Genomic DNA, 18,123 nt, shown 5'->3' with positions numbered 1-18,123 from the left:
CATGTCAGAAGCGGTACAGCTCGAACGCCGGGGTGAGATTGCCCTGGTGACGGTCGACAACCCACCGGTGAACGCCCTCGGACACGCCGTCCGCGCCGGGCTGCTCGCCGCCTTCCAGCAGGCCGAGGCCGATCCGCAGGTGCGCGCGGTGGTACTGGTGTGTTCCGGGCGCACCTTCATGGCCGGCGCCGATATCCGTGAGTTCGGCAAACCGCCGCAGGCGCCGTCACTGCCGGAAGTGGTCGAGATCATCGAAGGTGCGACCAAGCCGAGCGTCGCGGTGATCCACGGCACTGCCCTGGGCGGCGGCCTGGAAGTGGCGCTGGCCTGCCATTACCGCATCGCCCGCCGCGATGCCCAGGTCGGCCTGCCGGAAGTGAAGCTTGGCCTGCTCCCCGGTGCCGGCGGCACCCAACGTCTGCCGCGCCTGGCCGGTGTGGGAAAGGCCCTCGACATGATCGTCAGCGGCGCGCCGATCCGCGCGCCGGAAGCCCTCGAATTCAATGTCGTCGACGAACTGTTCGACGGCGACCTGGTCGAGGCCGGCCTCACCTTCGCCCAGCGCCTGCTGGCGGACGGCAAGGGCCCGCGCCGCACCGGCGAGCGTAACGAGCGCGTGCAGGAAAGCGGCCTCGCCGAGGCGATCGCGCACAAGCGCGGCGAGGTGCAGAAGCGCCTGCCCGGCCAGTTCTCTCCGCTGCGCTGCATCGACGCGGTAGAAGCCGCCACCCAACTGCCATTGCGCGAGGGGCTCGCCCGTGAGCGCGCACTGTTCCAGCAATGCATGGAGTCGCCACAGCGCGCCGCGCAGATTCACGCCTTCTTCGCCGAGCGCGACGCAGCCAAGGTCGAAGGCCTCGCGCCCGCGACGCAGCCGCGTGAGGTACGCAGCGCCGCGGTGATTGGCGGCGGCACCATGGGCGTCGGCATCGTCCTGTGCTTTGCCAATGCGGGAATCCCGGTGCAGCTGCTGGAGGTGAACGACGAAGCCCTGCAACGCGGCCTCGACCGCGCCCGCAGCCTGTACGCCGCCAGCGTGGCGCGCGGCAGCCTGGGCGCCGAGGAGATGGAGCGGCGCATGGGCCTGATCAGTGGCGTGCTCGATTACGCCGCGCTGGGCGACGTGGACGTGGTGGTCGAAGCGGTGTTCGAAAGCCTGGACGTGAAGCGCCAGGTCTTCGAGCAACTGGACGCTGTGTGCAAACCCGGCGCGATCCTCGCCAGCAACACCTCCTCGCTGGACCTCGACGAAATCGCCGCCTTCACGAAGCGTCCGCAGGACGTGGTCGGCCTGCACTTCTTCAGCCCGGCCAACGTCATGCGCCTGCTGGAAGTGGTGCGCGGCAGGGCCACAGCGGACGCCGTGCTGGCCACCGCCATGCAGCTGGGCAAGCGCCTGAAGAAAGTCTCGGTGGTGGTCGGCGTGTGCGACGGTTTCGTCGGCAACCGCATGATCTTCCAGTACGGCCGCCAGGCCGAGTTCCTGCTGGAGGAGGGCGCCACACCCGCACAGGTGGACCGCGCGCTGCGCACCTTCGGCATGGCCATGGGGCCGCTGGCGGTGCGTGATCTGTCGGGCCTGGACATCAGCCACGCGATCCGCTCGCGCCAGCGACCGAACCTGAAACCCGGCCAGACCCTGCCCACCGTACTCGACCACCTGATCGCCGCCGGCATGCTCGGGCAGAAGACCGGCACCGGCTTCTACCACTACGGCGAAGGCCGCACCGCCCCGCAGGACAACCCGGCGCTGCCGGCCATGCTCGAGCAGGCTGCCGCCGAACGCGGCATCACTCGCGCGCCGGTCGGGGATGAAGAGATCGTCGAGCGCTGCATCTACGCGCTGATCAACGAGGCCGCCAATATCCTCGACGAAGGCATCGCCCAGCGCGCCAGCGACGTCGATGTGATCTTCCTCAACGGCTACGGCTTCCCCGCCTGGCGTGGCGGCCCGCTGTTCCATGCCGACAGCGTCGGCCTTGCCCACGTGCTCGAACGAATCCGCGAGTTCCACCAGCGCCTCGGCGCCTGGTGGCAGCCCGCGCCGCTACTCGAACGCCTGGTGGCCGAAGGCCGCCGCTTCGCCGATCTCTGAGGACCCGCCATGGACATCCATTTCACCCCCGACGAACTGGCCTTCCGCGATGAAGTCCGCGCCTTCCTCGAAGCCAGATTGCCCAAGGACATCGCCACCAAGGTGCGCCTGGGCAAGCACCTGAACAAGGGCGACCACCAGCGCTGGCAGCGCGTGCTGACCGAGCAGGGCTGGTACGCCACGCACTGGCCCGAGGAGTTCGGCGGCACCGGCTGGAACGCCGTGCAGAAGCACATCTTCGAAGAGGAATGCGCCGCCTTCGGCGCCCCGCGCACCATCCCCTTCGGCGTCAACATGGTCGCCCCGGTGATCATCAGGTTCGGCACGCCCGAGCAGCAGGCGCACTACCTGCCGCGCATCCTCGACGGCAGCGACTGGTGGTGCCAGGGCTACTCCGAACCGGGCGCCGGCTCCGACCTCGCCTCGCTGAAGACCCGCGCGGTGCGCGACGGCGATCACTACGTGGTGAACGGCCAGAAGACCTGGACCACCCTCGGCCAGCACGCCGACTGGATCTTCTGCCTGGTGCGCACCGACCCCGAGGCGCAGCAGCAGCGCGGCATCAGCTTCCTGCTGATCGACATGCAGACGCCGGGCATCACCGTGCGCCCGATCATCACCCTGGACGGCGAGCACGAGGTCAACGAAGTCTTCTTCGACAACGTGCGCGTGCCGGTGGAAAACCTCGTCGGTCGCGAGAACGAAGGCTGGACCTGCGCCAAGTACCTGCTCACCTACGAGCGCACCGGCCTGGCCGGCATCGGAGCGTCCAAGGCGGTGCTCGCGCACCTCAAGCGCGTGGCCAGCCGTGAGCTCTGCGACGGCAAGCCGATGCTCGAAGACCCACTGTTCCGCGCCCAGGTGGCGGAGGTGGAGATGCAGCTGATGGCCATCGAGATGAGCACCCTGCGCATCCTCGCTGCTGCCCGCGAAGGCGGTGTGCCGGGCGCGGAAAGCTCGATCCTGAAGGTGAAGGGTACGGAGATCCGCCAGGCTATCAGCCACCTGCTGCGCAAGGTACTCGGCCCCTACGCGCTGCCCTTCATCGAAGACGAATTCGAGCTGGGCGCCGAACCGCTGCACGCGGACTACGCGGCGGCGCCCGCCAGCCAGTACTTCAACCTGCGCAAGCTGTCGATCTTCGGCGGCTCCAACGAAATCCAGAAGAACATCGTCTCGAAGATGATTCTCGAACTGTGAGGGGCTGAGCATGGACTTCAAACTGAGCGAAGAGCAGCAGATGCTGCAGGACACCGCGGCGCGCCTGGTGCGCGACGCCTATCCGTTCGACAAGCGCGAGGGCTTCAGCCAGAGCGAGCGCGGCTACAGCGTCGAGTTCTGGCGCCAGCTCGGCGAGCTGGGGCTGACTTCGGTGTCGTTGCCGGAAGGCCACGGCGGCTTCGGCGGCGGCGTCGAGAGCATGCTGGTGCTCACCGAACTGGGCCGCGGCCTGTGCCTGGAGCCGTACCTGCAATCGGTGGTGCACGCCGGCGGCCTGATCGCCCAGTTGGGCAGCGATGCGCAGAAGGATCATTGGTTGCCGCGCATCGCCAGCGCCGAGGCGCAATTGGCCGTCGCGCTGGAAGAGCCGCAAAGCCATTACCAATTGCACGATGTGCAGACCCGCGCGGAACAGGCCGGAGGCGGCTGGCAACTCAGCGGCCGCAAGGCGGTGGTGATCTGCGGGCAGAGCGCCACGGCGATCCTCGTCTCGGCGCGGGTGTCCGGCAATGGGCGGGACGAGGAGGGCATCGGCCTGTTTCTCATCGACCCGCAGCAGGCCGGCGTCAGCCGCCGCGAGTATCCGACCGTGGACGGCCAGCGCGCCTGCGAGCTGTTCCTCGACGGCGCCCTCGGCGAAGCCCTCGGCACGCCGGGTGACGCGCTTCCGGCGTTGCGTTACCAGCAGGGCCGCGCCAGCGCCGCGCAATGCGCCGAAGCCCTCGGCAGCCTGCAGGAAGCCTGCGCTCTGACCCTGGACTACCTGAAGACGCGCAAGCAGTTCGGCATCCCCATCGGCAAGTTCCAGGTGCTGCAGCACCGCATGGTGGACATGCGCAGCGAGCTGGAACAGGCCACCAGCATGGCGATCCTCGCCGCCTGCGTCGCCGACCAACCCGACAGCGCCGAGCGCAGCCGCACCCTGGCGGCGGCCAAGTTCATCGTCACCCGCGCGGCACGCTACGTGGCCGAGCAGGCGATCCAGCTGCACGGCGGCATCGGTATGACCTGGGAATACGTCCTCGCACACCACGCCAAGCGGCTGGTGATGCTCAGCCACCAGCTGGGCGATGACGATCATCACCTGAAGGTTTATGCGGGGTTGATGGAGGTGGCGTAACTAAAACGCCAGCCCTTGTAGGAGCGAGCTTGCTCGCGAACCGCCCGGCATCGGAGCTGCCGGCAAGTCTCTTCGCGAGCAAGCTCGCTCCTACAGGAAAAGCCTGCCCCGCGTCCTGAGTCGGGCTCGGGCTTTTACTTTCGAAGGCTTCCAGAGAAGCGTCCGCACACACCGAACCGCCCCTTTCAGCAGGCCTCGTTGAAGCGGAGTTTCAGGGGTTGAGCGACATGGATGTCGCGAGAGCCACGACGGGCCAGGGATGGCCCGCCGTGGCGGGCCCCTGAAACTTCGCTTCGACGAGGGAATTTTTCGCCTAGGCGAAAAACCGGATGGAGGGGCAAGACTTTTTGGTTCCTTTTGTGGCGTTTGACAAAAGGAACTCGCCGAGAGGCGAAACCAAATCCATCAGCACACGCCGAAGCGGCGCAGAAACACCCAACAATAAAGCATCGCGGAGAAACTCAGGCCCCGAGGCTCTCGATATCCCGCGCCAGAATCTCCAGCTCATGGGCCAGCGACCCGCGCAGCGTTTCTTCGCTGAGCTGGAACGACGGCGCCCCGCAGGTCAGCGCCATCAGCCCGCCATCGGCCAGGCGCAGCGGCACACCGGCAGCGCGCACGTTGCGGTCCCAGTCGCCCAGCGACAGGCAGAAGCCATGCTCGTAGTACTCCTCGAAGGAGGCATCGAGCGAAGCACGCATCACCGACCAATCGCCTTCGTGACGCTCCTGCAACGCCGACAGCAAGTGCTCGCGCTCCTGTTGCGGGGTCGCGGCGAGATAGGCGCGGCCAGCAGCGGTGGTGGCCAGCGGCAGGCGTACGCCGGCGTCCATGCGCAGGGACGTGGCTTCCGGCGGGCGGCAGTTTTCCACGTAGATCATCGATAGCCAGTCGCGGCAGGTCAGGCCCACCGTGGTGTTGGTGCGGCGGGCGAAGGCGTCCATGTACGGCTTGGCCAGCTGGCGCACGCGCAGGTTGGAAACGTACGCGTAACCCAGCGCCAGCACGCCGGAATCGAGCTGGTACTTCTCGTGCTGCTGCGAGTAGCAGAGGTAGCCCAGCTGGGTCAGGGTATAGGTCATGCGCGACACCGTAGCCTTGGGCAGGCCGGTGATCCGCGAGATTTCCTGGTTGCCGAGCACCACCGAGCCGTGGGTGAAGGCGCGCAGCACGTCCAGTCCGCGGGCCAGCGCCTCGACGTACTTGCGGTCCTTGGGGTTGCTGCTGTCTTCGACGTCGTCGCTCATGGGGCCTCGGCGGGGTATTCGGGTGGACGTGCGCCGCGCGCGGCGCGGGCGAACGATAGCAGATCGAGCGCATTCCCCGCAGCGCTCCGGGCCTGCTCGTTGCGCCAGCCAAGCCTATCGCATACCATCAATTTCGACACGCTGTTTCACTGTGCAGAACAACAATTCGAAGCTCAGAGAAAAAGTACGGAGAAGTCGATGCCTGCCATTGCGACCGGATACGTGGCCAGCGAGATCGCCCGCCACGCCTACGAGAACCTGTACGACCTGCTGCAACGTGCCTCCCGCGAATTCCCCGAACGCCACGCGTTCTCCTGTGGCGACAGCCATCTCAGCTTCGCCGAACTGGAGCGCCAGGCCGACGCCTTCGCCCGCTACCTGCGCCACCACGCTGGCCTGCAACCCGGCGACCGCCTGGCGCTGATGCTGCCCAATTCCCTGCAGTACCCCATCGCCACTTTCGGCGCGCTGAAGGCCGGCGTGGTGCTGGTAAACACCAACCCGCAATACACCGCCAGCGAGCTGCGTCACCAACTGGCCGACTCCGGCGCCAGCGCCGTATTGCTGCTCGACCGCCTGCTGCCGCTGTTGCGCGGCGTACAGGCGCACAGCGAGGTGCGGCAGATCCTGCTGACCTCGATCGACGACCTGGAGCGCCCGCAGCTCGACAGCGACGAAGCCGATTGCACGCGCTTCCAGCAGGCCCTGCGCCTGGGCGCCGAGGCGCCACCGGTGGCCATCGAGCCGGGGCTGGATCGCCTCGCGCTGCTGCAATACACCGGCGGCACAACCGGCGTCTCCAAGGGCGCGATGCTCAGCCACCGCAGCCTGATCGCCAACGTCGTGCAGACCCTGGAACTGTTCCTGCGCCCCGGCCTGCTGGAGCCCGCCAGCGACGTGCGCATCGCGCCGCTGCCGCTCTACCACATCATGGCGTTCTCGACGAACCTGCTGTCTTCGGTGGGCATGGGCCTGCACACGGTGTTCATCCGCGACGGCCGCAACCTCGACGAGATCATCGGCGCGATGCGCCGCTATCCCTTCACCCTGATGAGCGGGATCAACACCCTGTTCGTCGGCCTGATGAACCACCCGGATTTCGCCGCCGTCGACTTCAGCCACTTGAAGTGGGTGACCTCCGGCGGCGCACCGCTGAACCGCGAAGTGGGCCGGCGCTGGGAGGCCGCGACCGGCGCGCCGGTGCGCGAGGGCTTCGGCCTCACCGAGGCGTCGCCGGTGGTTTCCACCGGTACGCTGCACAGCCCCTACCGCGAGGGTTACGTCGGCCAGGCGCTGGTGGATACCGAACTGCGCACCGTGGACGAGGAGGGCAACGATACCGGCCCGGACCAGCCCGGCGAGCTGTGGCTGCGCGGCCCGCAGGTGATGCAGGGCTACTGGCAGCGTCCGGAGGAGAGCGCCCAGGTACTGACCGGCGATGGCTGGCTGAAGACCGGCGACATCGCCGAACTGGACGCCAACGGCATGCTGAAGATCGTCGACCGCAAGAAGGACATGATCCTGGTCTCCGGCTTCAACGTGTTCCCCAACGAAGTGGAAGACGTGGTGATGCGCCACCCCGGCGTGCGCGAATGCGTGGCCATCGGTGTGCCGGACGAACGCAAGGGCGAGTCGGTGAAGCTGTTCGTCAGCCTCAAGGACGAATCGCTGGCGCCGGCGCAGATCATCGCCCACTGCCGCGAGCACCTCACCGGCTACAAGGTGCCGAGCTTCGTCGAGGTGCTCGACGAACTACCCAAGACCAGCGTCGGCAAGTTGCTGCGCCGTCAGCTGCGCGACCTCGAGCTGGCGAAAAGGACCACCGCGTGAGCCCAGCGTCTATGGTTGAAGCAGGTTCGCACGACGAGACCCGCCGCATGACCGAGTCCTTCAACCGTATCGGCGTCATCGGCGCCGGCGCCATGGGCCGTGGCATCGCCCAGTTGTTCGCCGGCGCCGGCCTGCCGGTGCGCCTGTACGACAGCAACCCGCAGAGCGTGGAGCAGGCGCTGGCCTTCAACCGCGAGCTGCTGGAGCGCGCAGTGGCCAAGGGCAAGCTCAGCCCCGAGGCGCTGGTGGCGACGATACAGCGCCTGTTACCCACCCACAGCCTCGATGAGCTGGCCGATTGCGACCTGCTGATCGAGGCCATCATCGAGGACCTCGGCGCCAAGCAGGCGCTGCTCGCGGAGCTGGAAAAGCGCGTGGCACCGGACGCCGTGCTCGCCAGCAACACCTCATCGCTGTCGGTCACTCGCATCGCCGCGCGCTGCCGGCATCCGGAGCGGGTCGCTGGCTTCCATTTCTTCAACCCGGTGACGCTGATGCGCATCGTCGAAGTGGTGCGCGGCCAGCGCACCGACGAGTCGGTGGTGCGGCGCCTGAGTCGGCTGGCGGAGCAGGCCGGGCACTTCCCGGCGGTGTCACCGGACAGCCCCGGCTTCATCGTCAACCACGCCGGCCGCGCCTTCAGCACCGAGGCGCTGCGCATACTCGGCGAAGGCATAGCCACGCCGGCACAGATCGACCGCATCCTGCGGGACGGCGTGGGCTTCCGCATGGGGCCCTTCGAACTGCTCGACCTGACTGGCCTGGACGTCTCCCACGCGGTGATGGAGTCGCTCTACCAGCAGTTCTACCAGGACCCGCGCTACACCCCGTCGCCGCTGGCCGCGCAACGTGTCGCCGGTGGCCTGCTCGGGCGCAAGAACGGCGAAGGCTTCTACCGCTATCACGACGGCCAGCCGGTGCGTGAGCCCGAGGAACAGCACGAAGCCGTGCTGCTCAATCGTCCGTACTGGCTCGATAGCCAGGACCCGGAGCTGCGCCACCGCGTGGCCGCCATCCTGACCCTTGGCGGCGTGGTGCTGGAGACCAGCGAAGCCCCATCGTCCCGTGCCATCTGCCTGGTCACCCCGCTGGGCGTGGACGCCAGCACCCGCATCGACGCGCTCGGCCTGCCGCCTGATCGCAGCCTGGCGCTGGAAACCTTCAGCGAACTCGACCGCCGCCGCGTGCTGATGCGCCAGCCGGCGCTCGATCCGGCGCTGGAGGCCCAGGCCCGCCAGGCGCTGGGCAGCGACGGCGTGCCGGTGGAGGTGATCAACGACTCACCCGGCTTCATCTGCCAGCGAGTGGTCGCCGGCATCGTCAACCTGGGCTGCGAGATCGCCCAGCGCGGCATCGCCACGCCGGTAACGCTGGACCGCGCGGTGCAACTGGCGCTGGGTTATCCGTTCGGCCCGCTGGCGTTCGGCGAGCACTATGGCGCGGCACGCATCCTCACCATCCTTCAGGGCCTGCAGGCTTGCTACGGCGAAGCACGCTACCGGCCCAGCCCCTGGCTGCGCCGCCGGGTGCAGCTGGACTTGCCGTTGCATAGCCCGGATCGGGCGGAGTGATTGCGTGGAAAGCCTGACCGGCATCGATGCCGACGGTAGCCTGTAGGAGCGAGCTTGCTCGCGAACGAATTTCCCGGCAGCTCCGGTATTGGCCGCTCCGGTATTGGCCGGTTCGCGAGCAAGGAACCAGGTGTCCCTCTCGGTCCTGCGAACAACGATGGCGCCGTCAGAACGCCAGGTGCCGCCCCGCCATCAGTTGCTCCAGCGCCGCCTTGCGCTGCGCCGGCGGCAGCGCGCCAAGCCTTTCCACCCGCGCATAGAATGCCGGCCAGTTACCACCCACCTGGCCGAACAGCGCGGCGAAGGCTGGCACCCACTGGTCGTAGAGGCCAAAGGGCAGCAGCTTCGCGTTATTCAGCGGGCCGTTGACCCAGGCATCGAACGGCGCCTTGCCGCCCCAGTCCTGATCACGCATCTGTGCATAGTCGTGGCGCAGGCGCTCGAACTCGGCGGCCTTGCCGGCGCGCTTCTGCACATCGCTGCGCGGGCTGGCATAGAGCGCCTGCAGGCGCTCACGGGTGTCCAGTACAAGCTGGGTGAAGCGCTTGCGTTGTTCGGCCAGCAGCGCCGACTCGTCCGGCAGATGGCGCGCAGCGCGCCAGCGGCGGCCGCCCTCGGCCTCGACAAAGGAGGCGTAGGACTCATTGAAGGCCGTGTCGCCAGGCAGGTAGAACTTCTGGTGCGCCAGCTCGTGGAAGATCGTCTCGGCCAGGCGCTGGTCGCCCCAGCGCATCATGCTGCTGAGGATCGGATCGTCGAACCAGCCCAGCGTCGAATAGGCCTCCACGCCACCCACGTAGACATCCAGCCCCTGCTCCTGCAAACGCTTCGCCTCGGCCTGTGCGCCCTTGTCGCCGTAATAGCCGCGATAGGCCACGCAGCCGGCAATGGGGAAGCAATGGGTCAGCGGCTGCAACGACAGCTCCGGCGTGGCGAACACGTTCCACACCACGTTGGGCCGGTGGATATCCGCATAGAGGCGGTAGCTCTGGTTGTCCGGCAGGCCCAGCTCGGCGCTGGCGAAGGCGCGGGCCTCCTGGGACAGCTCCAGGCGCTGGCGCAAGGCCGGGTCGCGGGTCGGGTCGGCGAGCACCTCGGCCACCGGTTCGCGGGCGGCGAGCAGGCGCAACTGGCCATCGGCCAACTGGCCGTAGTAACTCACAGTGGAGCAACCGCTCAGCGCCCAGATCGCCAGGCAGGGAACCCAGCGGCACAGGCGGCGGTCGAGTGTCGGGACAAGAAGGCGGAAGGGCATGCGCGGAACATAGCACAGCGCCTGGTCCGCTCGCCGCTGCCCCCTTCGACCAGGAGTTTCCCCGATGCGCGCCCTCCTTATTCCTGCCGGCCTGCTCGCCCTGAGCGGCTGTTCGCTGCTGATGCCCCAGCCGGACCCGAACCGCGCCTGGGTCGATCTGGACACCAACAGCCAGAGCGACCTGGCAGCCATGGAAGTGGACAACAAGGAGTGGTCGAGCACGCGCTACTTCGAGGTCGACCCGGGCTCCCATGAATTGCGCGTGCGCTTCCAGTTCCAGGTCGAGCCGGTGGACATCGGCCCGGTGGACGAGGCGCTGTGGCGCGATTGCGAGATGACGGTGCAGTACAAGGAATTCGGCGCCGGCCAGCGTTACCGCCTGGAGACCGGCAGCATCGGCTTCCGCCCCTGGGCCAAGCTCTACGACGCCCAGGGCGGCGAGATCGCCCGCGGCCGCGAGCGGGGCTGCGCCAAAGCCTGAGCGGGGTATGCTGTGGGATGAGCCCATCCCATGGTGAATCTTCATGCGCCCGCACTACCTGCCCGGCCTCATTTCCCTGAGTTTCGCCCTGCTCGCCGGCTGCGCCAGCCCGCTGCCGGCCCATGACCCGCAAATGGCCTGGGTCGACCTCTACACCGCGGCGGGGAGGACGCTGATGGCCGAACGGCTGGACGGCCAGTCGGTGAACGACGGCCGCTTCTACCAGGTCACGCCGGGGCGCCATGAGCTGCTGGTGCGCTTCCAGTACGAAATCCCCAGCGGTGGCGGCATGGGCGCGATGAGCGACCCTTCGGAGCTGACCTGCCGGGTCACGGTGACTTACGACCACTTCGCCGCCGGCCAGCGCTACCACCTGGAACTGCGCCCGCAATTGCGCAGCGCCCTGGCCTTGCTGACCGACGCCAATGGCCAACTGGTGGCGAAGACGGATTTCCAGGGCGCGGTGCGCTGCGGGCCGTTCTAAGAGCAATACCCTTGGCGGGCGCTTTCGTAGGAGCGGACTCTGTCCGCGATGATTTCGCCTGGCGCCGGTGGCCGATCGCGGACAGAGTCCGCTCCTACGCGATTGCCCATTTCGGTGCGGGAAACATTCAGCTGTCGTTCTTCTGGTAGATAATCCGCCGCTGCCCGTTGTCGCAGGTGCCGACCACCATGTTCGGGTCTTTCACCTCGGCCTTGTCCACGATTTCCAGGGTGTAGGAGGTCACCCCGGCGGCCTGGATCTTGGTCTCGATCTCGGCCTTGAGTTCCTCGCAGGGCTTCACCGCCGCCCAGCTCGCGCCGCTTGCCAGTAGCAGCGCCGCACCACTCGCCAGCGCCCACTTCATCGTCGTCATCACATTCCCTCGTCAAAGCCCCACGGCGGGGCACCCTATCCTAACGGTGGACCACCGCCGCCGGACAGAGTGCCCGGCAGGCTCATGCGAGGCTGGCGTCGAGGGTGATGCGCGCGTTGAGCAGGCGCGATACCGGGCAACCGGCCTTGGCCTTGTCGGCGATAGCCTGGAAGGTCTGCGCATCGGCGCCCGGCACCTTGGCCTTCAGGGTCAGGTGCACGGCGGTGATGGTGAAGCCATCGGTGAGTTTTTCCAGGCTGACCTCGGCCCGGGTGTCGATGCTTTCCGCGGTCAGGCCGGCCTCGCCGAGCATCATCGACAGGGCCATGGAGAAGCAGCCGGCATGGGCCGCGCCGATCAGCTCCTCAGGGTTGGTACCCGGCTTGTCTTCGAAGCGCGTGTTGAAGCCGTAGGGTTGCGATTTCAGCGCGCCGCTTTCGGTGGAGATCGTGCCCTTGCCATCCTTCAGGCCGCCCTGCCAGTGGGCCGATGCCGATTTCTTCATGTCGCGTCCTCCGCGTTGATTGCAGTCAGGACTTTCGAGGCCGTGCAGGCACAGAGGGTTCAGCTTTTCGCGCACGGCGCAGTCGTCAAGGACCTTGTAGGAGCGAGCTCGCTCGCGAACCCGCCCAGCCTCGACACCGCCAGTGAGCACTGTTCGCGAGCAAGCTCGCTCCTACACGGCGCCGTTGCATGAAAAAGGCCGGGGCCCTCGCGGGTACCCGGCCTGCCGGCGTTTGCCGGGAATCACTTCGAATAGACGATTTCCTTGGTGCCGCCTTCGCAGGAGCCGACGACTTGCTTGCCGCCTGCGCTGCCCTTGTCGACGACCTCCAGGTTGAACGAGGCGACGCCTTTGGCCTTGATCTTCGCCTCGATCTCCGATTTCAGCTCTTCGCACGGCTTGCCGGCAGCCATCGCATGGCCCGCCAGGGCGAAGATCCCCACAGCCAACAGGAACTTCTTCATCGGTAACGCTCCCTCGTCGTTCACAGGAAAAGGCCCGAACGGGCCGGAAAACCGGGATACCCCGGTGCGCACATCCACGCGCCGCACCAGCATGGCCCAGGCGCGTGACAAAAAAGCCGCGTGACAAAAAAGACCTAGCTGTTGGCAATCCTGAAACCGACCTTGATGGTCACCTGGTAATGCCCCACCGCGCCGTTCTCGATATGCCCGCGGGTATCCACCACCTCGAACCACTCCAGGAAGTCGATGCTCTTGGCCGCCTCGGCCAGGGCGTTGTTGATCGCATCCTCGATGCTGGTGCGCGAGGAGCCGACCAGCTCGATCTTCTTGTAGGTGTGGTGATTCGACATCGCGTGCTCCCTGGCGCGCTTCGCGGCGCGCGGTGAGTGAGTGTCCCTGTTGGACCCTAGTCGATGGCTACAAGTGCAGCAAATTGCCGGTAGCGGCGAATTGCCGTCTCTTAGCGAAAATGTATAATGCGAAGCATTCTTATTTAATTTTCCAGGGATGGTCCGCGTGGCCGGCTCACTCTCCAGCAAGCTGGGGTTCTTCTTCAGCGACCACCATCGCTGGCTGCTACAGCACGTGCAGCGCTACCTGGATAACCGCGCCGACAGTGAAGACACGGCAGCCGAGACCTTCTGCCAGATCCTCTGCGCCAGGGTCGATCCGCAAACCATCGAGCAACCTCGGGCCTACCTCTCCACCATCGCCCGCCGGCTGATCTACGACCGCCACCGGCGCCGCCGGCTGGAGCGCGCCTACCAGGATTACCTCGCCCTGCAGCCCGAAGCGCTGGAGCCTTCGCCGGAAGACCGCGCGCTGCTGCTCGAAGCATTGCTGCTGGTGGACTGCACCCTGGACGGCCTGCCCCAGGTGGTCCGCCGCGCCTTCCTGTTCAGCCAGCTCGACGGCCTGGGCTACGCCGAGATCGGCCGCCGCCTGGGCGTCAGCGAACGCACCGTGGGCCGCTACATGAAACAGGCGCTGCGGCAGATCTACCTCGGCGAGCTGGTGCCATGAGCGAAGTACCGCTGGACACGGCCGGCGAGCAGGCCATCGACTGGATGGTGCGGCTGCGCTCAGGCCACGCCGATCTGCGGATGCAGCGCCAGTTGCAGGCCTGGCTGAACAGCGACCCGGCCCACGCCGACGCCTGGGCTCGCCTGCAACGCGGCCTGGGTGCGCCCTATGACGATCTCCGACGCATGCCCGGCGCCGCCGACCTGCTGCTGCACCAGCACGGTTCGCGTCGCCAGTTGTTGCGCGGGCTGGCCGGCCTCGGCCTGCTCGGTGGCGGGCTCTGGCTGACCGCCAGCAGCACGCCGGTGCGTGACCTGATCGCCGACCTGCGAACCGGCACCGGCGAACGACGCAGCTTCACCCTCGAAGACGGCAGTCGTCTCAGCCTGAACGCCGGCAGTTCGGTGGACCTGGCCTTCGACTCGAACCAGCGCCTGATCCTGCTGCGCCACGGCGAGCTGGTGATCCAGGTCGCACCCGATGCGCAACGCCCGCTGATCGTCCGGACGGCCCAGGGCGAAGCCCGGGCGCTGGGCACGCGCTTCCTGGTCAGCCAGGAGGCTCACGCCACCCGTCTGGTGGTGCTGGAGCACCGTGTCCGCGCCAGCCTCGCCGGGCAGGCCCAGTGGCGTGAACTGGGCGAAGGCGAGGCGGCGCTGCTGGCCGCCGACGGCATCCATCCGCTCAGCCAGCAGGCCTACCGCGCGGACTGGCTGAGCGGCCGGCTCAGCGTCAGCGACGAGCCGCTGGAAGTCGTGGTCGACTCGCTGCGACCCTACCTGCCGGGTTTTGTCCGCGTCGACCCACGCGCACGGCAACTTCGTGTGCAGGGCGTATTCCCGCTGGACGAACCCGCACGCACGCTCGCCGCGCTGGGCGAAACCCTGCCGCTGGAAATCCGCCGCTTCGGCCCCTGGCTGACCCTGATCAGCCTGCGAGAACCTTGATGACGTGGTCCGGAAAAATATTTCGGCAGCGCCTGTCCGGATTTTCCGTCTCGGCACACCTAGCTCCTGAATACGAATAATTCTCAGGAGATTGCTGTGTCCTCACCCTGGCCCCGCGCCGCCCTTGCCACCGCCTTCGTGCTGGTGGCCAACGCTCCCTGCCTGCTCGCCGCCGAACCCGCCCGGACGCACTTCGAATTGCCCGCCGCGAGTCTCGCTACCACGCTGAACGCCATCGCCCGGCAAAGCGGCGAGGTGATCTCGCTGGACCCTGCGCTCGTGCGCGACCAGCATGCACCCGCCGTCCAGGGCGAACTGAGCGCGGAACAGGCGCTGAAAAAGGCCCTGTCCGGCAGCAACCTGCGCCTGAAGGTCACCGCCAGCGGCGCTTTCAGCGTGGAAGCAGCCCCGACCGACGGCGCCCTGGAACTGGACAGCACCACGGTAACCGGCCAGGGCATGGGCGCCACTACCGAAGGCAGCGGCTCCTACGCCACGCGTGCCACCACCATCGGCAAGGGTGAGCACAAGCTCAAGGACATTCCCCAGTCGGTCAGCGTGATCACCCGCAAGCAACTCGACGACCAGGACATCACCGACCTGCGCGACGCGGTCAACCACAGCACAGGGCTGGTCGGCGCCACCGGTATCGGCCCGGGCATGGTGATTTCCTCGCGCGGTTTCCAGATCGACGACTGGCAGTACGACGGCGTGCCGGTCCCGCGCAATACCTATGTGCTGGGCAACTGGGCGAACCAGGACCTGGTGTTCTTCGACCGCGTGGAAATCCTCCGCGGCGCCTCCGGCCTGCTGCAGGGCGCGGGCAGCCCCGGCGGCGCCATCAACCTGGTGCGCAAGCGCGGGCAGAACACGCCCACCGCCACCTTCACCGGCAAGGCCGGTTCGTGGGACCACTACGGCCTGCAGGCCGACGTCGGCGGCCCGTTGAACGACAGCGGCACGCTTCGCGGGCGCATGGTGGCCGACCAGGACGACACGCACTCCTTCACCGACTACGTGTGGAGCAAGACCACCTCGCTGTATGGCGCGCTGGACTTCGACCTGAGCCCGGACACCACGGTCGGCATCGGCTTCAGCGATTCCGACCTCGATTCGCGTCCGATGATGCGCGGCCTGCCGCGCTACCCGGACGGCAGCGACATCGGCTTTTCGCGCTCCACCTACAGCGGCGCGACGTGGAACAGCAACGACATCGAGCAGACCACCGTCTACGCCGACCTGACCCACCGCTTCGATGACAATTGGAAGTTCAAAGCCGCCGCCGTGCGCATGCGCGAGCACAACGACTCGATCCACCAGCGCATGCACGGAGATGTGCAGCCCGACGGCAGCGGCCTCAACTTCGCCGACTGGATCACCAACTTCGAGTCCACCCGGATCGGCCTGGACATGTACCTCGACGGCAAATTCGAGGCGTTCTCGCTGGAGCAGGAACTGATCCTGGGCGGCAACTACACCAAGTACACCACGGACGACTTCTACGCACGGCGCTTCGTGCCCGGCGGCAACATCTTCGATATCGACCACCATCGCCCCAAACCGAGCCTCGACGACATCCTCTCCTCGCCGGGCGGACGCTCCACCAACGCCGACTACGACATCCGCCAGAAGGGCCTGTACAGCAGCTGGCGGGTGAAGCTCGCCGAGCCGCTGACCGCCGTCGTCGGTGGCCGGGTGAGCTGGTACGACTACGCCTACAACCTGCCGGACGACGACTACACCGACAGCATGACCGAGACCGGTGAAGTCACGCCGTACTTCGGCCTGATCTACACTCTGACGCCGGAATGGTCGGCCTACGCCAGCTACACCGACGTGTTCGAACCACAGAGCGCCCGCGATGCGCAGCAGAAAATGCTCGAGCCGGTGATCGGCAGCAACTACGAGGTGGGCCTCAAGGGCGAGCTGCTGGATGGCCGGGTAAACACCTCGCTGGCCGTATTCCGCTATGACCAGAAGAACCGCGCCGTGCTCGACGAGGCGTCGGGTTACGCCTGCGACGGCTGGTACTGCTCCACCGCCTCCGGCAAGGTGCGCAGCCAGGGCATCGAAGCCGAGGTTAGCGGCGAGGTGCTGCGCGACCTGCAACTCTTCGCTGGCTACACCTACAACACCACCAAGTTCCTCGACGACCCGGAGAACAAGGGCCGCGTGTTCAGCCAGTGGACGCCCAAGCACATGCTGCGGATGTGGGCCGACTACCAGTTGCCGGGCGACTGGAACCGCGTGAGCACCGGCCTGGGCTTCGTCACCCAGAGCCACACCGTGAGCTTCGACCGTGAGTTCGACATCCCTGGTTTCACCGTCTGGAGCGCGCGCCTGGGCTACCGCCTGAGCCGCGAAATCGACCTCGCGGTGAACGCGAACAACCTGTTCGACAAGCGCTATTACCTGCCCGGTTACGCCGCGGCCGATGGCGCCAACAACTTCGGTGACCCACGCAACCTGATGTTCAGCGTGAAGTACACGCCGGAGTTCTGAGGCACCCTCAACCCAGCTCCTGGCGCAACCACTGCGCCAGGCGCTCGGCACGTGGATCGGCGCGCCGCTCCGGGACCCACAACGCCAGCCGCGCGGTGGTTTCGACGAACCCCCAGGGCGCGGCCAGGCGACCGGCAGCGAGGTCGTCGGCCACCAGTTGCTGCGGCGCAATGGCCACGCCCAGTCCCGCCACGGCGGCTTCCAGCAGGTAGTAGAGGTGTTCAAAGCCCTGGCCGAACTTCAGTCGCGCCGAGTCCAGACCGTGGCGCGACGCCCATTCCGGCCAGGCCTGCGGGCGCGACACGGTGTGCAGCAGCGACTCGCCCAGCAACGCTTCAACCGGCGCCGCCCGCAGTTGCTCGAAACGCGGCAAACGTGGGCTGAGCACCGGGCCGATGCTTTCCACCGCCAGTTCCAGCACGCGCATGTCCGCGGGCCACGGCGGCGCGGCGAAGCACAGGGTGGCGTCGAGGCCGCCACGGCGCGGGTCGAGGTCACCGTCGCTGGCCGAGAGCTGCAGGCGCAGGTCCGGCAGGTCACGGTTCAGGCGATCCAGGCGCGGGATGAACCAGCGCGCGAGCAGACTGCCGGGACAGCCCAGCACGAAGGGCGCGTCCCCCCCCGCCTGGCGGCGCAGTTCGGCGCAGACGCTGCGCAGGCGCTCGAAGGATTCGCTGGCCACTTCGCTCAGGCGAACGCCGGCATCGGTGAGTTTTACGCCGCGCCCTTCCTTGACGAACAGCGCGACGCCCAGTTCGTCCTCCAGCAGACGCACCTGTCGGCTGATCGCCCCGTGGGTGACACTTAGCTCATCCGCCGCCGCACCAACGCCGCGCAGGCGCGCAGCGGCTTCGAAGGCGCGCAGGGCATTGAGCGGTGGAAGGTCTCGGCTCATGGCGATCAATCCGTGAGTTTTTCTGACAGGTTGTGGCGATCTTATCGCTTTTCCCCGTCATCACACAGCCGTATCCTGAGCACCACTTGTAGAGGCAGCACAGCCTGCCG

Annotated in this window: 17 protein-coding genes; 10 read left to right on the top strand and 7 right to left on the bottom strand. The window is 67.2% G+C overall.

What is annotated here, in order from left to right:
- Position 1: 1 nt before the first annotated feature.
- The 3 genes from L6D89_RS28200 to L6D89_RS28190 are packed head-to-tail and all read left to right on the top strand — an operon-like array spanning position 2 to position 4,436.
- Positions 2-2,095, top strand: coding sequence for a 3-hydroxyacyl-CoA dehydrogenase NAD-binding domain-containing protein (locus L6D89_RS28200; protein WP_236201823.1), 2,094 nt, complete (start codon positions 2-4; stop codon positions 2,093-2,095).
- Between the two features lie 9 nt (positions 2,096-2,104).
- A complete protein-coding gene (locus L6D89_RS28195) occupies positions 2,105-3,295 on the top strand; it encodes an acyl-CoA dehydrogenase family protein (RefSeq protein WP_236201822.1) in 1,191 nt (396 codons plus the stop codon).
- Between the two features lie 10 nt (positions 3,296-3,305).
- The gene (locus L6D89_RS28190) at positions 3,306-4,436 is read left to right on the top strand and encodes an acyl-CoA dehydrogenase family protein (protein ID WP_236201821.1); all 1,131 of its coding nucleotides are present in this window, start codon (positions 3,306-3,308) and stop codon (positions 4,434-4,436) included.
- Positions 4,437-4,897: 461 nt separating this feature from the next.
- Here L6D89_RS28190 and L6D89_RS28185 read toward each other — a convergent pair whose 3' ends face one another.
- Positions 4,898-5,683 (bottom strand): IclR family transcriptional regulator, encoded by a 786-nt coding sequence (locus tag L6D89_RS28185; RefSeq protein WP_024763684.1) that lies wholly within the window; start codon positions 5,681-5,683, stop codon positions 4,898-4,900.
- Positions 5,684-5,881: 198 nt separating this feature from the next.
- On the opposite strand from L6D89_RS28185, the gene L6D89_RS28180 reads away from it, so the two are divergent.
- A complete protein-coding gene (locus L6D89_RS28180; RefSeq protein WP_236201820.1) occupies positions 5,882-7,513 on the top strand; it encodes an AMP-binding protein in 1,632 nt (543 codons plus the stop codon).
- A 47-nt stretch (positions 7,514-7,560) separates the two neighbouring features.
- Positions 7,561-9,084 carry a 3-hydroxyacyl-CoA dehydrogenase gene (locus L6D89_RS28175; RefSeq protein ID WP_236201819.1) on the top strand — a complete coding sequence of 508 codons (1,524 nt, stop codon included), beginning with the start codon at positions 7,561-7,563 and terminating at the stop codon, positions 9,082-9,084.
- Between the two features lie 166 nt (positions 9,085-9,250).
- Here the strand turns inward: L6D89_RS28175 and L6D89_RS28170 are convergent, their stop codons facing one another.
- Positions 9,251-10,339, bottom strand: coding sequence for an aminopeptidase (locus L6D89_RS28170; protein ID WP_236201818.1), 1,089 nt, complete (start codon positions 10,337-10,339; stop codon positions 9,251-9,253).
- 64 nt (positions 10,340-10,403) lie between these two features.
- Between L6D89_RS28170 and L6D89_RS28165 the strand changes: the two genes are divergently transcribed.
- The gene (locus L6D89_RS28165) at positions 10,404-10,820 is read left to right on the top strand and encodes a PA0061/PA0062 family lipoprotein (RefSeq protein WP_236172293.1); all 417 of its coding nucleotides are present in this window, start codon (positions 10,404-10,406) and stop codon (positions 10,818-10,820) included.
- A gap of 43 nt (positions 10,821-10,863) precedes the next feature.
- Positions 10,864-11,304 (top strand): PA0061/PA0062 family lipoprotein, encoded by a 441-nt coding sequence (locus tag L6D89_RS28160; protein ID WP_236172294.1) that lies wholly within the window; start codon positions 10,864-10,866, stop codon positions 11,302-11,304.
- Between the two features lie 127 nt (positions 11,305-11,431).
- Here L6D89_RS28160 and L6D89_RS28155 read toward each other — a convergent pair whose 3' ends face one another.
- The 4 genes from L6D89_RS28155 to L6D89_RS28140 all read right to left on the bottom strand — a co-directional run bounded on the left by L6D89_RS28155 (position 11,432) and on the right by L6D89_RS28140 (position 12,996).
- Positions 11,432-11,677 carry a DUF1161 domain-containing protein gene (locus L6D89_RS28155; RefSeq protein WP_373874995.1) on the bottom strand — a complete coding sequence of 82 codons (246 nt, stop codon included), beginning with the start codon at positions 11,675-11,677 and terminating at the stop codon, positions 11,432-11,434.
- A gap of 82 nt (positions 11,678-11,759) precedes the next feature.
- Positions 11,760-12,182 (bottom strand): OsmC family protein, encoded by a 423-nt coding sequence (locus tag L6D89_RS28150; RefSeq protein ID WP_236201817.1) that lies wholly within the window; start codon positions 12,180-12,182, stop codon positions 11,760-11,762.
- 242 nt (positions 12,183-12,424) lie between these two features.
- Positions 12,425-12,646: a DUF1161 domain-containing protein gene (locus L6D89_RS28145; RefSeq protein ID WP_024763675.1), complete on the bottom strand. Its 222-nt coding sequence runs from the start codon at positions 12,644-12,646 to the stop codon at positions 12,425-12,427.
- 134 nt (positions 12,647-12,780) lie between these two features.
- Positions 12,781-12,996 (bottom strand): dodecin, encoded by a 216-nt coding sequence (locus tag L6D89_RS28140; protein ID WP_017518905.1) that lies wholly within the window; start codon positions 12,994-12,996, stop codon positions 12,781-12,783.
- A 166-nt stretch (positions 12,997-13,162) separates the two neighbouring features.
- On the opposite strand from L6D89_RS28140, the gene L6D89_RS28135 reads away from it, so the two are divergent.
- From L6D89_RS28135 to L6D89_RS28125, 3 genes are all read left to right on the top strand, one after another.
- Positions 13,163-13,669, top strand: a complete 507-nt coding sequence (locus tag L6D89_RS28135; RefSeq protein ID WP_236201816.1) for a sigma-70 family RNA polymerase sigma factor — start codon at positions 13,163-13,165, stop codon at positions 13,667-13,669.
- The gene (locus L6D89_RS28130) at positions 13,666-14,616 is read left to right on the top strand and encodes a FecR family protein (RefSeq protein ID WP_236201815.1); all 951 of its coding nucleotides are present in this window, start codon (positions 13,666-13,668) and stop codon (positions 14,614-14,616) included. Before L6D89_RS28135 ends, L6D89_RS28130 begins: the two co-directional genes overlap by 4 nt.
- Before the next feature lie 96 nt (positions 14,617-14,712).
- Complete coding sequence (locus L6D89_RS28125) at positions 14,713-17,118, top strand: TonB-dependent siderophore receptor (protein WP_373874994.1); 2,406 nt, start codon at positions 14,713-14,715, stop codon at positions 17,116-17,118.
- Positions 17,119-17,125: 7 nt separating this feature from the next.
- Here L6D89_RS28125 and L6D89_RS28120 read toward each other — a convergent pair whose 3' ends face one another.
- On the bottom strand, positions 17,126-18,013 hold the full coding sequence (locus L6D89_RS28120) for a LysR family transcriptional regulator (protein WP_236201814.1): 888 nt from the start codon (positions 18,011-18,013) through the stop codon (positions 17,126-17,128).
- Positions 18,014-18,123: the final 110 nt, after the last annotated feature.

It is taken from the genome of Pseudomonas pseudonitroreducens (genome assembly GCF_021603645.1).
Classification (GTDB): domain Bacteria; phylum Pseudomonadota; class Gammaproteobacteria; order Pseudomonadales; family Pseudomonadaceae; genus Pseudomonas; species Pseudomonas pseudonitroreducens.
This window is presented reverse-complemented; position numbering and strand designations above follow the sequence as displayed.

Bases quoted from the DNA above. Each gene is read 5' to 3' on its own strand.
- L6D89_RS28200 (WP_236201823.1), top strand. From the start codon at position 2: ATGTCAGAAGCGGTACAGCTCGAACGCCGGGGTGAGATTGCCCTGGTG.
- L6D89_RS28195 (WP_236201822.1), top strand. From the start codon at position 2,105: ATGGACATCCATTTCACCCCCGACGAACTGGCCTTCCGCGATGAAGTC.
- L6D89_RS28190 (WP_236201821.1), top strand. From the start codon at position 3,306: ATGGACTTCAAACTGAGCGAAGAGCAGCAGATGCTGCAGGACACCGCG.
- L6D89_RS28185 (WP_024763684.1), bottom strand. From the start codon at position 5,683: ATGAGCGACGACGTCGAAGACAGCAGCAACCCCAAGGACCGCAAGTAC.
- L6D89_RS28180 (WP_236201820.1), top strand. From the start codon at position 5,882: ATGCCTGCCATTGCGACCGGATACGTGGCCAGCGAGATCGCCCGCCAC.
- L6D89_RS28175 (WP_236201819.1), top strand. From the start codon at position 7,561: ATGACCGAGTCCTTCAACCGTATCGGCGTCATCGGCGCCGGCGCCATG.
- L6D89_RS28170 (WP_236201818.1), bottom strand. From the start codon at position 10,339: ATGCCCTTCCGCCTTCTTGTCCCGACACTCGACCGCCGCCTGTGCCGC.
- L6D89_RS28165 (WP_236172293.1), top strand. From the start codon at position 10,404: ATGCGCGCCCTCCTTATTCCTGCCGGCCTGCTCGCCCTGAGCGGCTGT.
- L6D89_RS28160 (WP_236172294.1), top strand. From the start codon at position 10,864: ATGCGCCCGCACTACCTGCCCGGCCTCATTTCCCTGAGTTTCGCCCTG.
- L6D89_RS28155 (WP_373874995.1), bottom strand. From the start codon at position 11,677: ATGACGACGATGAAGTGGGCGCTGGCGAGTGGTGCGGCGCTGCTACTG.
- L6D89_RS28150 (WP_236201817.1), bottom strand. From the start codon at position 12,182: ATGAAGAAATCGGCATCGGCCCACTGGCAGGGCGGCCTGAAGGATGGC.
- L6D89_RS28145 (WP_024763675.1), bottom strand. From the start codon at position 12,646: ATGAAGAAGTTCCTGTTGGCTGTGGGGATCTTCGCCCTGGCGGGCCAT.
- L6D89_RS28140 (WP_017518905.1), bottom strand. From the start codon at position 12,996: ATGTCGAATCACCACACCTACAAGAAGATCGAGCTGGTCGGCTCCTCG.
- L6D89_RS28130 (WP_236201815.1), top strand. From the start codon at position 13,666: ATGAGCGAAGTACCGCTGGACACGGCCGGCGAGCAGGCCATCGACTGG.
- L6D89_RS28120 (WP_236201814.1), bottom strand. From the start codon at position 18,013: ATGAGCCGAGACCTTCCACCGCTCAATGCCCTGCGCGCCTTCGAAGCC.